Raw genomic sequence first — 15,016 nt, 5'->3', positions numbered from 1 at the left:
GCTCCTCGGCCCGACGCCTTTCTCCTTCCCTGACAGTTTTTATCATTGGCCGGTAAACGAGGCGGGATGAAGCTCCTGAAGAGTCTCATTATTCGTTTGTCCGATAGCCTGTTCGCGTCGATGCCGCGACGGCTCAAGACGTCCCGTTTAGGCGCCCCGGTCTTGCGGTTGGTCTCTCACAATCCCCACCCGGTCGTCCATCCCGATCCGACGATCCGACGGGCGGCCGCCTCGGTCGGCCACGCCGAATTCATCGATGAGGCGATCCGCCGGAGCAAGCACTGGCTGCTGAAGCGCCAGCATGAAGCGGGCTTCTGGGTGGCCGAACTCGAGGCGGATACCACCCTGACGTCGGAGTACCTGATGCTCCGGCGGTTCTTGAATCTCGTCGATCCGGAACGCGAGCGCAAAGCGGTGCGCTATCTTCAAGCGACGCAGTTGCCCGAGGGCGGATGGCCGATTTACTACGGCGGTCCCGCCGAGATCAGTGCCTCGGTCAAAGCCTACTTTGCGTTGAAGCTCGCCGGGGTCTCTCAGGACGAGCCGTTCATGGTCCGCGCCCGCGAGGCGATTCTTGCCCAGGGCGGCGTCGCCGCGGCGAACGTGTTCACGAAGATCGCGCTGACCCTGTTCGATCAGTACGACTGGCGTGGTGTGCCGAGCATGCCGCCCGAGATCATGCTCCTCCCGAAGTGGTTCTACTTCAGCATTTATGCGATCTCGTACTGGAGCCGGGCCGTCCTCATTCCCTTGCTGATCGTCTTCTCACACCGTCCTGTCTGCCGCATCCCCAAGGAGCAGGGAATCGACGAGTTGTACGTGGTCCCACGGCACCTCATGGACTATCGGGCGGTGCCTCCGCTCAAGAAGGACGCCGCGGTGTGCACCTGGCGGAATTTTTTCATCACCGTCGACCGCCTGCTGAAAATTTATGATCGGATGCCGCTCCGCTCGCTCCGCGACGCCGCCGTGCAGCGGGCCGCGGATTGGATGCTCGCCCATATGCAAGGGAGCGGCGGCCTCGGCGCCATCTACCCCGCCATGGCGAATTCCATTCTGGCGCTGCGATGCCTCGGATACGCGGTCGATCATCCCTTGATCACCAAAGCGCTCAAGGAGATCGAGGAGCTGGAAGTCTACGATGCGGTGCAGATCGAACAGGGCAAGATGGAAGCGCTGCATCTGCAGCCCTGCTTTTCACCCATCTGGGATACGGCGCTCTTGATCAACGCCGGCATCGAAGCGGGGCTGCCGCAGGACCACCCGGCGTTGGTCAAGGCCGCCGAGTGGCTCATCTCGCGACAGACGCACGCGATCGGGGATTGGAAGGTTTCGGCCCCGAACGCCGAGCCCGGGGGCTGGTACTTTCAGTTCGAAAATGAGCTGTACCCGGACGTCGACGACAGCGCGGTCGTGTTGATGGCGTTGGCAAAGGTCGACCTCGCCGACCGGCGGAAGCTCAAGGAGTCGATCGGCCGGGGATATCGGTGGGTGATGGCCATGCAGAGCGCCAACGGCGGATGGGGCGCCTACGACAAGGACAACAACAAGATGGTTTTGAACCTGATTCCGTTCGCGGACCATCGCGCCCTGCTGGATCCGCCGACCTCCGACTTGACCGGGCGCTGCCTGGAGTTGCTCGGAGCGCTGGGTTACGATCGTCGCCACCCGGCGGTACGGCCGGCCTTGGAGTTCCTACGCCGGGAGCAGGAGGTGGACGGGAGTTGGTACGGCCGCTGGGGCGTCAATTACATCTACGGCACCTGGTCCGTCCTCGCCGGCCTTCGAGCCATCGGCGAGGATATGTCCGCTCCCTATATCCAGCGCGCGGTGACCTGGCTCGAATCGAAACAGAATGCCGACGGCGGCTGGGGGGAATCCTGTGTATCGTACGCCGATCAGGCCGAATGCGGGCGCGGAGAGAGCACGCCTTCACAAACCGCCTGGGCGTTGCTCGCCTTGCTCTCCGCGGGCGAGTTCGATTCGATCAGCGTCGTCCGCGGCATCAACTATCTGTTGAAACACCAGCGGGAGGACGGCTCGTGGGAAGAGATCAAACACACGGGTACCGGTTTTCCGAGGGTCTTCTATCTTCGCTATCACTGGTATTGTCAGTACTTTCCTCTCTGGGCGCTTGCCATGTACCGCAATATCCGGACCCGCGGGCAAGCGCGGGCCGATGAGTTGCGCCGGGCGGCGTTTGAAACAGGGTCGCTCAGGCCGGACGCCTAACGGCCTCATGTCCTCTAGCCATTCCCCCGATGAACGCTGGGGTTTCCGTTGACGCAGGTCGGTATCTTCACGGCCACGCGTTGGGAGTCCCGGGCGGTCCAACAAGCCATCCAACTCGAGTCGGTCGCAGGGTCGCGCCCGGTGATCGTCGGTCTTCGGGGGCGGTGTCGCGTGCAGGTGATTCAAACGGGCGTCGGGCACGCCAAGGCGAAGGTGGTCGGCCGGCGGGTCTTTGAAGAGTCGGCGTTGGATGTCGCCGTCTCCTCCGGCTTCGCGTGCGCCTTGGTTCCGGCCCAGCCCGGCGATCTCTTGATCGGCAGCGCGGTGAGCGAAGGCGACGAGCCGGGGGCCTGGGAGGAGCCGTTGAGGTGTGCCCCGCATCTGGTCTCGCTGGCCACGGCCGCCACAGCGGGGATGCCCGCCCACGTCGGGGGCTTCGTCAGTACCAGGCGAGTGCTGTGCCGTGCGGACGAGAAACGCCGTGTCGCGGAGAGGACGCACGCGATCGGGGTGGACATGGAGAGTGCGGCGCTCGCCATGGCCGCCGCGGAGCGCCGCGTTCCTTTCATCATCATTCGAGCGGCGTCGGATCTGGTCGATGAGGACCTTCCGCTCGATTTCAACCTGCTTCTCCAACCGTCCGGCTGGTGGCGGGAGGCGGCGCAGATGCTTCATCATCCGGCCAGTCTGGCGGGGCTGTGGCGCCTCCGCCGACAAGCCGCCGCGGCGTCGGCGCGGCTGACCGCCGCGTTTGAAAAATTCCTGGATCAGGTGGCATGATGCGCCCTGGTTGTCATCGCGAAGAGTGGCTGAGATGATCGTCCTCTTGGAACGATTGGGGCGTACGACCCTGTTTCTGATCGGGGAAATGGGCCGGATGTTGCTGTTCCTGGTCACGACGATCGGGTGGCTGGTCCGTCCGCCGTTTCGGCCGTTCCAGATGCTCAAACAACTTCATTTCATCGGCTTCAAATCCACGTTCGTCGTGGTGCTGACGGCGATGTTCACCGGCATGGTGCTGGGTCTTCAAGGGTACTATACGCTCAGAAAATTCGGATCCGAAGCCCTGCTCGGATCGGCCGTCGCGCTGAGCATGATTCGGGAGCTCGGCCCCGTGCTGGCCTCGCTGATGGTGACGGCCCGCGCCGGATCCGCGATGACCGCGGAGATCGGGATCATGCGGATCACCGAACAGATCGATGCTCTGGATACCATGGCCGTCAATCCGCAGCAGTACTTGATCGCGCCGAAACTCGTCGCCGGCCTGATCGGCGTCCCCTTGTTGGTCGCCATGTTCGACGTCGTCGGCATTTACGGCGGCTATCTGGTCGGCGTCGATTTGCTGGGCGTCAGCTCCGGCTCGTATTGGAGCTCCATCGAATCGGCGGTGGAATGGAAGGACGTGTACGGCGGCATTTGGAAATCCATCAGCTTCGGGCTCATCGTCACCTGGGTCTGCTCGTACAAGGGCTACTACACGAAGATGAGCGCGGAAGGGCTGGGGACAGCCACGACCGAAGCAGTCGTCCTGTCATCCGTGCTGATCCTCGTGTGGGACTACTTCCTGACCTCGGTTCTCCTCTAAAACGCGAGTGATGGTGATCCGTGGACGACGATCGACCGCTGAGAGGCCGTGATTTGTTCGTGCGTACGTTTCTCTTCGACCCTGGTCGTCACTCATCACGCGAATATTGCGGTGATCAAACTCGTCGACGTCCATAAGAGCCTCGGAGGGCAGCCCGTCTTGCGAGGCGTCACCCTGACGATTCCAGCGGGTAAGCTGACGACCATCATCGGGCGCAGCGGGGAGGGGAAGAGCGTCCTCCTCAAGCACATGATCGGGTTGCTGCAGCCGGATCGCGGAGAAGTCTGGGTGGATGGGGTTGAAATCTCGGGGCTGAAGGGACGAGCCCTGAATGACGTGCGCAAGCGCTTTGCCATGGTCTTTCAGGGCGCCGCGCTGTTCGATTCGTTGACCGTGTTCGAGAACGTCGCCTTTCCGTTGCGTGAGAAGCTGAACCTGCCCGATGCCGACGTCCGGCCGCGAGTGGAGGAGAAGCTGGAACAGGTTGGCTTGGCCGGAATGGGGCACAAGTATCCGGCCGAGCTGAGCGGCGGCATGAAGAAACGGACCGGGCTGGCGCGGGCGCTGATCATGGAGCCGGAGATCATCTTGTTTGACGAGCCGACGACGGGGCTGGACCCACTCATGTCCCATACGATTCACGAGTTGATCGTGGGACTGCAGCGGAAGTTTCGATTTACCGGCGTGATGGTGAGCCATGAAATCCCGGAAATCTTCAACATTTCCGATTACGTGGCGATGCTGAAGGAAGGTCGGATCGCGCTGATGGCGCCGGCGCGCGAATTCGTGCGGACATCGGACCCCGGGATCCGCGAATTCATCTCGGTGCGGACCGGTGGGGAAGCGCCCCGGGCTCCGGCCGCCGACGACCGTTGAGCGGAGCCTTCCGTTCCGTGTGTCGCGCGCAGTTGTGGCCACGTCGGGAGCAGAGGAGCTATGGAGAACACGAAGCTGGAGTTGGTGGTCGGCGTTTTCGTCGCGGTCGGCATCGTCTGCCTGGCCTATCTCTCGATCAAGCTGGGGAAGCTGGAGGTGATCGGCGGCGGGCAGTATGAAGTGGAAGCCGAATTCGACACCGCCTCGGGTTTGAAGACGGGCGCGCCCGTCGAGATCGCCGGCGTCGAGGTGGGACGGGTGCGGGCTATACGGTTGAAAGAGGATCGGGCTTCTGTCATTCTCGCCATTCACGATGGGGTCCGGTTGTACGATGACGCCATTGCATCGGTGAAGACTCGCGGGATCATCGGCGAGAAGTACTTGGCGCTCTCTCCCGGGGGCGCCGGCGAGCCCCTCAAGCCGGGCAGTAAGATCCGCGACACGGAATCCGGGCTCGATCTCGAGGAGTTGATCGGTCAGTTCATCCATGGAAGCGTGAAGTGACGGCGGGCCATTCGTCGGCTGTCCCTTACGACGCTGAACCCGCTGTCCTCAGCCCTATCCCCATCCAGGAGGTGTAGACGGCATGCCACAGACCTATTGGAATCAACCGAGGCGTTCTGTCCTGAGGTTCATGGCGGGCGGGCTGGCGGCGGTCCTGTTCCTCTTTCAGGTCTCGCTCGCTGCGGCGGCAAGCGCCACCGAATCCGTGAAAGCGACCATCGACGAAGTGCTGCGAGTCCTCCAGGACAAGGAGATGAAGAAGCCGGAGCGGTTGGAAGAACGGCGCCAGCTGATCGAACGCGCCATCGGCGACCGGTTCAGTTACGAGGAGATGGCCAAACGCACGCTCGGCCAACAGTGGGGCAAGCTGGATGAGAAGCAGCGGCAGGAGTTCGTCGATCTGTTCCGGTCATTGTTGACCAACACGTATATCGGGCGTATCGAAGCCTACTCCGGCGAACAGATCCAGTATGTGAACGAGCGCCTGCAGGACGGGTTCGCCGAGGTCCGGACGAAGGTGGCGGCCGGGAAGGCCGAATTTCCAATGGACTATCGGATGTTGAACAAAGGCGGGGAGTGGCGGGTCTATGACATCGTGCTCGACGGCATCAGCCTCGTGAGCAATTACCGCGGGCAATTCAGCAAGATCATCCACGCGTCTTCCTACCAGGACCTCGTGGAAAAACTGCGCAGCAAGTCGATCAAGATCGCGTCGCCGTAGTCGTGCTCAGGTGTCATGACACGATTGGCATGGCGGTGCAGCGCTCTTCGTCTGGCCGTGCTGGGGCTGGCATTGGTCGGAGCGGCGGGAAGAGCCGATGCCGACGTTTCCTACTTCCCCATTCCCTCGGTCTCGACCAGCAAGAATGACGGGAGCGACGCCGGGTTTATCGTCCCCACGCTGGTCACGACCCCAGAAGGGGAGTTGCGCTATGTCATCGCGCCAATGTTCGTTGTCAACTCGATCGTCGGCGCCCGCGGGGCTCTCAATGTGTTTCGATACGACACGGGGGGGCGCGAGCTTCGGTTCATCGGGTCCTTTACCGAGGAAATCGAACGGAAGGTGCTCTTCAGCTACACTGATCCGGCCTTCAAGAACGGCCGCTACGCGCTCAGTGTCGGCGCTTCGTTCTTCAAGAATGCCACGGTGCGCTTCTTCGGGATCGGTCAGAACACCCCGGAACGCAACGAGAGCAACTATACCGCCCGGGAGGTCCGGGCCAATTGGAAGTTCGGGGTGTATTTGAACGAAGTGACGCAGGTGGCCATCGGCCAGCGGTACCGGGAAGTGCGGGTGCAGCCGGGTGCGACCGACCTCCCGTTCTCGCGGGCGCTGTTTCCGGACGTGACCGGCATGGAAGGAGGGTCGATTCTCGGCCACCGGATCACGTTCCACTATGACACGCGCGACAGCCTCGTGACCCCCACCGCGGGTTCGCAGGTCAGCGCCTATGCTGAATTGAACAACAACCTTCGCAACGGCGATCACCCGCTCTACTACCGCTATGGGTTGGAGTTCAAGAAGCTGGTACCGAGCGATTCCAAACGCGTCATCTTCGTGATCCGAGGCGAAATTCAAACGACCTTCGGGAAGGAGGTGCCGTTCTACGAACGCAGTTCCCTGGGCGGACAAAACAACCTTCGGGGCTACGGCGTGGATCGATTCATCGACGATCACCTGGTGGCCCTCAGTTTCGAGCAACGCATCCACGTGATGCGCATCCGCGTCATGAACGTGGCGGCCGAGTTCGAGATCGCTCCGTTCGTGGACACCGGCAAAGTCTTCAGCACCTTTCGCAAGCGGGCGCTTCAGGATTATGAGATTACACCGGGGATCGGGTTCCGAGGGATTGTGCGGCCGAGTATCGTCGGCCGCGTCGATTACGGATACAGCAGCGAGGGCGGGGCGGTGTTCGCCGGATTGGACTTCCCATTTTGATGACACGGAATTGCGCCGCCCCGTACGTAACTGCTTGACAGAACAGGGGTGGTATGGGACACTGAGCCGGTCTTCGCGGTGATGCCAGCCCATCCCCCATCAGATAACCGTGCTAGCCGACTCCGACCGTGATCCGCACCTGAAGAGGAGAGCCTTATGTCGTTGCTGAAGACGATTCACAGCCCGGCAGATCTCAAACGTCTGTCTCCGGACCAATTCCCAGCCCTCTGCCAGGAGATTCGCGAGGAGATCATCTCGGTTGTCTCCAATGTGGGCGGCCACCTCGCCTCGAACTTGGGCGTGGTGGAGCTCACGGTGGCGCTCCACTCGTTGCTGAAGACCCCCCGTGACAAGATCGTGTGGGATACGAGCAATCAAGCCTATGCGCACAAGCTGCTCACGGGGCGCCGAGAACAGTTCCACACGCTGCGGCAATACGGCGGCTTGAGCGGCTTCTGCAAGCGCGAGGAGAGCGAGTACGATACGTTCAATGCCGGCCATGCAGGCACCGGCGTCTCGGCCGCCTTCGGCATGGTCGAGGCCCGGGACCAACGGCACGAGCACTACAAGGTCGCCTGTGTCGTCGGCGACGGGGCATTGACGGCCGGAATGACCCTCGAGGCGCTCCACCACGCAGGCGGGCTCGGCAAAGACTTCTTGGTGATCCTCAACGACAATCAGATGTCGATCTCAAAAAACGTCGGCGCGATCTCCGCCTATCTCAACCGCACCTTTACCGGCGAGTTCTACACGCGGATCCGACAAGAAACCGTGCACTTCCTGCGTGCTATTCCCCAAATCGGGCAGCCGATGCAGAAGATGGCGAAGCGCGCGGAGGAGTTGGCCAAGGGGTTGATCCTCCCGGGGCTGCTGTTCGAAGAGCTCGGCTTCCAATACGTCGGTCCCATCGACGGTCACAACTTCGAGCACCTGCTCCCGACGCTTGAGAACGTCCTCAAGCTCAAAGGGCCGGTGCTCCTGCACGTGATCACGAAAAAGGGCCTGGGGTACGAGCCGGCCATGAAGAACCCTGTCTGGTTCCATGCGTGCCCGGCGTTCGTGCGGGAGACCGGTCAGCCGGCCAAGAAGGCCGCCCGCCCTTCCTACACCGCGATTGCCATCGAAGCCCTGACCAGGATCGCCCGTCAAGACCAGCGAGTGGTGGCGATCACCGCCGCCATGTGCGAGGGCACGGGCTTGACGGCGTTCGAAAAGGAATTTCCGAATCGCCTCTACGACGTGGGGATCGCCGAGCAACACGCGGTGACGTTTGCCGCCGGGTTGGCCGCTCAAGGGATGCGTCCGGTCGTCGCCATGTACGCGACGTTCCTCCAGCGGGCCTACGACCAAGTGGTCCACGACGTCGCCACCCAAAACCTGCCCGTCGCCTTCTGCATCGACCGTGGTGGGCTCGTGGCCGAGGATGGCACGACGCATCATGGCGCCTTTGACTTTGCCTACCTCCGTCACGTCCCCAACATGGTGGTGATGGCGCCGAAGGACGAGAACGAGCTCCAGCACATGGTCAAGACGTGCTTGGACTATGACGGTCCGGCCTCCGTTCGTTATCCTCGCGGCGTGAGTCTCGGCGTGCGGATGGATCCTGAGTTGACCCCGCTCCCGATCGGCAAAGCGGAGCTGCTCAAGGACGGTCAGGACGTCGCGCTCGTCGCGATCGGGGTCACGGTGTGGGAGGCCGTGAGGGCGGCTGAGCGTCTCGAGCAGGAAGGCATTTCGACGGCGGTCATCAATGCCCGCTTCGTGAAGCCGCTGGATCACGAGCTGATTGGAGCGGTGGCGCGGCGGGTCAAGCATCTGGTGACGGTGGAGGAGGGGGCCCGCATGGGCGGATTCGGCTCCGCCGTGCTCGAATCGCTCTCGGATCAGGGCATCACGCATCTGCGCACGAAGGTCATCGGCCTCCCGGATTGGTACATCGAGCAGGGCCCCCAGGATCTGCTGCGCGAGCGGTACGGGCTGACGGCGGACGGTATCTACGATGCCGTCAAGGCCTTGCTGGCGAAGGGTGATGCGAGGGGCGTGGCGCTGCAGCGGAAAGGCGACGTGCTCGCCGCCTCTCGTGGGCGTCGTGATGTCTTAGGGGATGAACAGGGAAGTTGAGCGAGCGGCTCGAAGCGCGGAGTAAACAGCCGTACTGAGCTGAACGGATCAGGGACGGCGACAGCGGGACGACATGTACATCACTCGGCGACAGACACGGCAAATCACCGTGGGCAACGTGAAGATCGGCGGGGGCGCCCCGATTTCGGTGCAATCGATGTGCTCGACGGACACGCGGGATGTGCCCGCCACGATCGAGCAGATCCGGCGCTTGGAGGAGGTCGGCTGCGAGCTCATCCGGGTGGCCGTCCCGGACATGGAGGCGGCGGCAGCGCTGCCGAAGATCAAGGCCGCGATGGCGGTGCCGCTGATCGCCGACATTCATTTCGACCATCGACTCGCGCTCGAAGCCGCCAAAGTCGTCGACTGCGTCCGCATCAACCCCGGCAACATCGGTGCCTGGTGGAAGGTGACGGAGGTCATCAAGGCGGTCAATGACCGGGGCATCCCGCTGCGTGTGGGGGTGAACGGGGGCTCGCTCGAACGGAACTTGCTCGAGAAGTACGGGTATCCCACCGCTGAAGCCCTGTCGGAATCCGCCCTCAACGCGGTGCATGCCCTCGAAGACGTCGGGTTCACGAATATGAAGGTCTCGCTCAAAGCCTCCGACGTCCATATGGCAGTCGACGCCTATTATCTCTTTGCCCAACAGTCGAACTACCCGCTCCACCTCGGCATCACGGAAGCGGGGACGGTCCTGACGGGCGCGGTGAAGTCGGCGATCGGCTTGGGGTGGCTGCTCTCCAACGGCATCGGTGATACCATCCGCGTGTCGCTTGCGGCCGATCCCGTGGAGGAGGTGAAAGTCGGGTTTGAAATTTTGAAGTCGCTCGAGCTCCGCCACCGGGGCATCAACGTGATCGCGTGCCCGACGTGCGGACGGGTCGAGATCGACGTGGTGCGGATGGCCAATGAGCTGGAGAAGCGCTTGGGGCACATCAAAACGCCGCTCAACGTGTCCGTGCTCGGGTGTGTGGTCAACGGCATCGGGGAGGGCAAGGAAGCCGACATTGGGATTGCCGGCGGCGAGGGCGTCGGGATTCTGTTCAAGAAGGGCAAGCTCGTACGTAAAGTCCCGACGGCCGAGCTGATGGAGACGTTGATTGAGGAAGTCGAGATTCTAGCCAAGGAACAGGAGGCCGGCGGTAGTGCGGCAAGCACCCCGCATGCCAATGGACGGAACGGCGGCGCCATGGAGTCGCCTGCCGTCGAGAAGCCTTCGACGCTCGCACGGGAAATCCCCGTCCTTCCAAACAAACGTTCGTGAATTCCACTCCCGGCTCTTCGCTCGCAGCAGCAGATCGCTATCTGCCCGTTTCATCGGCCCACCCTGGGGGGTCCATCCTCATCGCCTTCCATTGTCTTGCAACCTTGCGGTCGTTATAATGCCCTTCCAGGGCGCCGTACCCAAGTGGCTAAGGGAGCAGTCTGCAAAACTGCGATGCGGCGGTTCGAACCCGCCCGGCGCCTCCATCCCACGCTAACCATGCCGCGTGCATTGCTCCTGTGCGCGGAGGTGTACTCCGAACGAGAGATGCTACGCCGCCCGTCGATGGGGCTGCTCCGGAGGAAGATCTCTAATTGAAGGTCCTCATCCTGTCCTGGAGCAAGGCACCGCGAACGCGCCCATTCCTTTAATTCGACCCTTGGCAGAGCGTCCCCCTCGACGGCACAGCCTGTTTGCGGCGTCGCGGTCCTCACGACACCACGTACGGAACAGATACGGCAAGTCCTTTAATCCAGACTCGCACCGGCTTTCACAACCCTGGAGACAGCATGACAAAATCCATCTCTTACGTGCCCTGTCTACTCATACTCTTCGGTGCCTTGACGCTGGGGTCGAAGGAGGCCCTCGCAGAACCTTTTGTCGATCTGTATATGGGTGGTTCATTCACCAATAATACTGACGTGGAGGTGCCTGTTGCTGGTCTGGGTACCGCAACATTAAAAGACGTGAGATTCAGCAGCTCCATTGTCGGGGGCGGTCGCGCCGGGATTTGGCTGCCGCATCTTCGCTACATGGGCTTTGCGATCGACGGTTTCTATTTCACGACCAATATCAAACCGCAGACTATGCAGGCGTGCGCCGCCGTCTGTGCAACGCTCACCACGACTGGCGAAACTGAGCAGCGCCACATCGGAGTGTCATTGGATCTTATGCTGCGATGGCCCGTTGCCGTGGACGAAGACTTCCCCAACGGTCGTGTTTACCCCTACCTGGCAGTCGGTCCCGCTATCTTTTTCTCGACATGGAAAGAGCCCGGCTTTACTGAAGCAAGGACGGCAACCGTGGGCTTCAAGGGCGGAGGCGGCGGCAAGTTCCTGATAACGAAAAGGGTCGGTCTCTTTGCCGAATATCGCGTGACTTACTTCAAACCAGAACAGGAATTCACGGCAGGAACCCTTTCATTTTCGGCCAGCAACCAACTCATCACGCACCATGCCGTTGGTGGAGTTTCGATTCTCTTCAATTAAGAACTAGAAGAGAGGCTCTTCTTGGTGGGATCCCGTCGGAGGCGTGTCGACCCGTGCGGGATTCTCAGCCGGGCCCGTCGTCCTTCCGTTTGCGCGGCGCGAGCGGCGCAATCCACCGCCAGGTGAGGGCGAGCAGCAACGGCCACCACGTCAGATACGCGATGGCGACCGTGGCGGCGAGCGCGTCGATGATCCCCGTCCAGAGGTCGTCGTGCTGACGGGTCTCTCGCCAGGCCTGAATCCTACCGACGCCAAGCAGCGCCATCCAGCCGGCGGCCATATAGAGGAGGATTGTGAGAGCCGTTTCGAGGGTCATCCGAGTTTCCCGGGCATTGTGATTGTACCGGTCGATATTTGCAACCTGCTGGCGTTGCGCGGCCGTGAGAGATCTCATGAGTCCGCGCGTCCGAGCCGCTGGAACAGGAAGACGATGAACAGCTCGGCGACGGCTGTTGCGAGCCAGGCCAAACCAGGCCGGCCAGGTGCAGTGATCGTGGCATCCGGTTCGTCATCTCTCGCGGCACGCGGCTTTCCCTCTCGGTTTCCCTCCCGTGTTCCAGTAGACTCAGTCCACCGAGGAGGAGCGATGACCTTCGGCACGCCGACAGGAAAGCGCAGCCCCCTGCCCAGTGAAGCCTCAATGAAGGCGTTAACGAAGTCCTTTCGCTCGCGAACCCTGTTCACCCCGGCCGACCTTGCTCCGGGGAAGACCATTCTTATGCGCATCGGCCTCGTACTCGCGCTGATCGGCATGGTGATCCTGGTTCTCTGGTTGGACCGTGGTGGGTTGCGCGATTCGACCGACGGTGAGGTGTCCTTCGCTGACGTCCTCTATTTCAGCATGGTCACGATTACGACCGTCGGGTACGGCGATATCGTCCCCATCACGCCCCGTGCACGGTTGATCGACACCTTCTTCGTCACACCGATCCGCATCTTCATTTGGTTCATTTTTTTAGGGACCGCCTATGAGTTGGTGATCCGCCAGTATCTGGAGGGCTATCGGATGAGGCGCATCCAAGGATCGTTGTCGGGCCACGTGCTGGTGTGCGGATTCGGATACACGGGCTTCTCAGCCGTCAAGGAATTGATCGCGAAGGGCACCAGCGCCTCGAAGATCGTGGTCATCGATCCCAACGAAGATCGCGTGAAGGCGGCCATCGAGCAGGGCGTGATCGCGCTTCGTGCCGATGCCACGAACGAGGCGGTGCTCCAGGGAGCGGCGCTGGCGAAGGCGAAGGCGGCCATCATCGCCGTCGGGCGCGATGATACAGCGGCGCTGATCCTGCTGACGGCCCGCCACCTGAATCCGGACGTGCGGATCATGGTCAGCGTCAACGAAGAAGAAAACATCAAGCTGCTGCGTCAGGGTGGGGCAAGCGTCACGATCTCGCCCTCGACCTTCGGCGGGTATATCCTCGCGGCGGCCGTCGATCAGATGCATCTGGTGGAATATCTGGAAGACTTGCTGACGGCCGGCGGGCGGATCACGCTGACCGAGCGACCGGCCAAGCCTGAGGAGATCGGGAAGGCAGCCGCCGACTTCCTCCCGAACATCCTTCTGCGGATCTATCGGCAAGGAGAAGTCCTGTCGCTCCGTGATCTCCAGGAAAAAGAACGGGTTCGAGCAGGTGATGTCCTCTTGCTCCTGATGCAGATCGGCGACGGCCCGCAGGCTAGCGTCCACCGCTGAGAGGCTTGCGACCCAGGCGCTCCGCGTGCGGGCCTCGTTGGCGCCGCCCATCCCATGCCGGATCACCACCCCCGCCTCTTTGCCCGCGCCTTCTGGGATGAGAACCCAAGCCTCCTTCTCAGTTGTCCTCCTCTCTGGTTTTACGTGACGGTATCTACGTGGTTGTACTCCGTCATGCCGTCCTTTATCATGCGGCACAGAGGGGGGTCTGCACGTGTCGAAACATATTGCCGTGATCGCAGACCAGCCTCTCGCCGGGCGCCTCCGGGAGCTGTTTGAAGGCGTAGGCTATCTGGTGACGGAGCGGAGGGCTCCACCGTGGGTGGTTGCGGATGAGCCGAGGTTGGACGGGATCGTGTTGGAGGTTCGGCCCGGCGAGGATGGCCAACTGGAACAGTTAGGGGACTTCATCACCTCAGAGCCGGCCATTCCCGTCATCGTCGTGACCAGTGAGCATGGAACGGCGTTGCGCGCCGTGGGTGCGGGGGCGCGAGGTTACGTGCTGGCTCCCGTCGACCCTCCCCACATCATCGAACTCGCCCGTCAATGGTTCGGAGAGCCGTGACCTAGGCCGAATTCGGCAGCAAGGCGCGGTACCGGTTCAATTCTTTCTCCATTTCGATCATCTTGAGCTCTCGCCCGACGACCACATCGTGGAACGCCTCCAGTTCGCGGAGCTTGTCCTCTAACTCGCTTTGCGACTGCTTCAGCTTCTCGAGCACCTGCCGGTACGCCTCATTGGAGGTCAACAGTTCGACTTCCATCGATTTGCGGTCATGGACGTCGGTAATCGTCCCGACCCATTCCCGCACCGTGCCGTCGGCATCGCATAACGGAACCGCCCTTGCTTCAAAGTATCGATAGCCCCTGTGGGCCTGACTCCAGATGCGACCCTCGATCTTGTACGTCGTGTGGCTCTTGACCGCGTGTTTCCAGGTTTCGACCACCAGCTCGCGGTCTTTCGGATGGATCATGTCCAACCACCCCCATCCGCGCTGTCCCTCCCACGTTTGACCGGTATATCGATTCCAATCCACCTGAGGAAACGCAAAGGCCCCGGAGGCGTCCGTCATCCACACCACCGAGGTCAACACGCTGACCAAGGAGCGGTAACGTTCGTCACTCCGGCGAAGAGCGGCTTCGCTGCTCGCCAGCGCTTCCTGCAAGCGTTTTTGTTCATCGATGTCGGTGCACGTGCCGAACCACCGCAAGGTGTCGGCTCCGGTCAACCGAAATGGTAAGGCCTGGGCAAGATGCCAGCGGTATCCGTTGGTACGGCGGTCCTTCAGACGGTACTCGATCCGATATTCCCGCCCCGATCGCACACAGGCTTCCCAGACCTCCTTCGTGGCTGTCACATCCTCAGGGTGGACGATGTCCAGCCATGCCGAAGTGCCGACCGTCTGTCGCGGCAGGCCCGTCCATTCGAACCACGCCTTGTTGAAGAAATCGATCCGTCCGTCCGCCGAAGCCGACCAGACGATCTGAGGCAACGCGTCGGCGAACTCGTGGAACGTCATGTCGTCTGCAAGGTGGACCCATCGAAGCAGTTCACGTGCAGGGGGCATGGTGTACCTTCATGAGGTCGTGT

Annotated in this window: 14 protein-coding genes and 1 tRNA gene; 13 read left to right on the top strand and 2 right to left on the bottom strand. The window is 61.8% G+C overall.

Features of this window, described 5'->3' with window-relative positions; translation table 11 throughout:
• The first annotated feature begins 66 nt into the window (after window positions 1-66).
• From shc to ACWHYV_RS17435, 11 genes are all read left to right on the top strand, one after another.
• Window positions 67-2,232 (top strand): squalene--hopene cyclase, encoded by a 2,166-nt coding sequence (shc, locus tag ACWHYV_RS17485; RefSeq protein WP_447977770.1) that lies wholly within the window; start codon window positions 67-69, stop codon window positions 2,230-2,232.
• 48 nt (window positions 2,233-2,280) lie between these two features.
• Complete coding sequence (locus ACWHYV_RS17480; RefSeq protein ID WP_447977769.1) at window positions 2,281-3,012, top strand: phosphorylase family protein; 732 nt, start codon at window positions 2,281-2,283, stop codon at window positions 3,010-3,012.
• Between the two features lie 34 nt (window positions 3,013-3,046).
• A complete protein-coding gene (locus ACWHYV_RS17475; RefSeq protein WP_447977768.1) occupies window positions 3,047-3,817 on the top strand; it encodes an MlaE family ABC transporter permease in 771 nt (256 codons plus the stop codon).
• Between the two features lie 111 nt (window positions 3,818-3,928).
• Window positions 3,929-4,693: an ABC transporter ATP-binding protein gene (locus ACWHYV_RS17470; protein WP_447977767.1), complete on the top strand. Its 765-nt coding sequence runs from the start codon at window positions 3,929-3,931 to the stop codon at window positions 4,691-4,693.
• A 60-nt stretch (window positions 4,694-4,753) separates the two neighbouring features.
• Entirely contained in the window at window positions 4,754-5,197 is a 444-nt protein-coding gene (gene mlaD / locus ACWHYV_RS17465; RefSeq protein ID WP_447977766.1) for an outer membrane lipid asymmetry maintenance protein MlaD, read from the top strand.
• An 82-nt stretch (window positions 5,198-5,279) separates the two neighbouring features.
• Window positions 5,280-5,918, top strand: a complete 639-nt coding sequence (locus ACWHYV_RS17460) for a Tgt2/MlaC family protein (RefSeq protein WP_447977765.1) — start codon at window positions 5,280-5,282, stop codon at window positions 5,916-5,918.
• A 15-nt stretch (window positions 5,919-5,933) separates the two neighbouring features.
• Complete coding sequence (locus tag ACWHYV_RS17455) at window positions 5,934-7,136, top strand: BamA/TamA family outer membrane protein (RefSeq protein ID WP_447977764.1); 1,203 nt, start codon at window positions 5,934-5,936, stop codon at window positions 7,134-7,136.
• Between the two features lie 156 nt (window positions 7,137-7,292).
• A complete protein-coding gene (dxs, locus tag ACWHYV_RS17450; RefSeq protein ID WP_447977763.1) occupies window positions 7,293-9,257 on the top strand; it encodes a 1-deoxy-D-xylulose-5-phosphate synthase in 1,965 nt (654 codons plus the stop codon).
• A 73-nt stretch (window positions 9,258-9,330) separates the two neighbouring features.
• Window positions 9,331-10,524 carry a flavodoxin-dependent (E)-4-hydroxy-3-methylbut-2-enyl-diphosphate synthase gene (gene ispG, locus ACWHYV_RS17445; protein WP_447977762.1) on the top strand — a complete coding sequence of 398 codons (1,194 nt, stop codon included), beginning with the start codon at window positions 9,331-9,333 and terminating at the stop codon, window positions 10,522-10,524.
• A gap of 130 nt (window positions 10,525-10,654) precedes the next feature.
• A tRNA-Cys gene (locus tag ACWHYV_RS17440) sits at window positions 10,655-10,730 on the top strand.
• A 303-nt stretch (window positions 10,731-11,033) separates the two neighbouring features.
• Complete coding sequence (locus tag ACWHYV_RS17435; RefSeq protein WP_447977761.1) at window positions 11,034-11,732, top strand: hypothetical protein; 699 nt, start codon at window positions 11,034-11,036, stop codon at window positions 11,730-11,732.
• A gap of 64 nt (window positions 11,733-11,796) precedes the next feature.
• Here the strand turns inward: ACWHYV_RS17435 and ACWHYV_RS17430 are convergent, their stop codons facing one another.
• The gene (locus tag ACWHYV_RS17430) at window positions 11,797-12,126 is read right to left on the bottom strand and encodes a hypothetical protein (protein WP_447977760.1); all 330 of its coding nucleotides are present in this window, start codon (window positions 12,124-12,126) and stop codon (window positions 11,797-11,799) included.
• A gap of 246 nt (window positions 12,127-12,372) precedes the next feature.
• On the opposite strand from ACWHYV_RS17430, the gene ACWHYV_RS17425 reads away from it, so the two are divergent.
• Together ACWHYV_RS17425 and ACWHYV_RS17420 are read left to right on the top strand one after the other, a co-directional pair.
• Window positions 12,373-13,425: a potassium channel family protein gene (locus ACWHYV_RS17425; protein WP_447977759.1), complete on the top strand. Its 1,053-nt coding sequence runs from the start codon at window positions 12,373-12,375 to the stop codon at window positions 13,423-13,425.
• A gap of 214 nt (window positions 13,426-13,639) precedes the next feature.
• On the top strand, window positions 13,640-13,990 hold the full coding sequence (locus ACWHYV_RS17420) for a hypothetical protein (RefSeq protein WP_447977758.1): 351 nt from the start codon (window positions 13,640-13,642) through the stop codon (window positions 13,988-13,990).
• A gap of 1 nt (window position 13,991) precedes the next feature.
• On the opposite strand, the gene ACWHYV_RS17415 is transcribed toward ACWHYV_RS17420, so the two are convergent.
• Window positions 13,992-14,993, bottom strand: a complete 1,002-nt coding sequence (locus ACWHYV_RS17415; RefSeq protein ID WP_447977757.1) for a PAS domain-containing protein — start codon at window positions 14,991-14,993, stop codon at window positions 13,992-13,994.
• Window positions 14,994-15,016 lie beyond the last annotated feature (23 nt).

It is taken from the genome of Candidatus Nitrospira bockiana (assembly GCF_965152565.1).
Note: the sequence above shows the minus strand (reverse complement) of the source record. Positions and strands in the feature narration are given on the sequence as shown.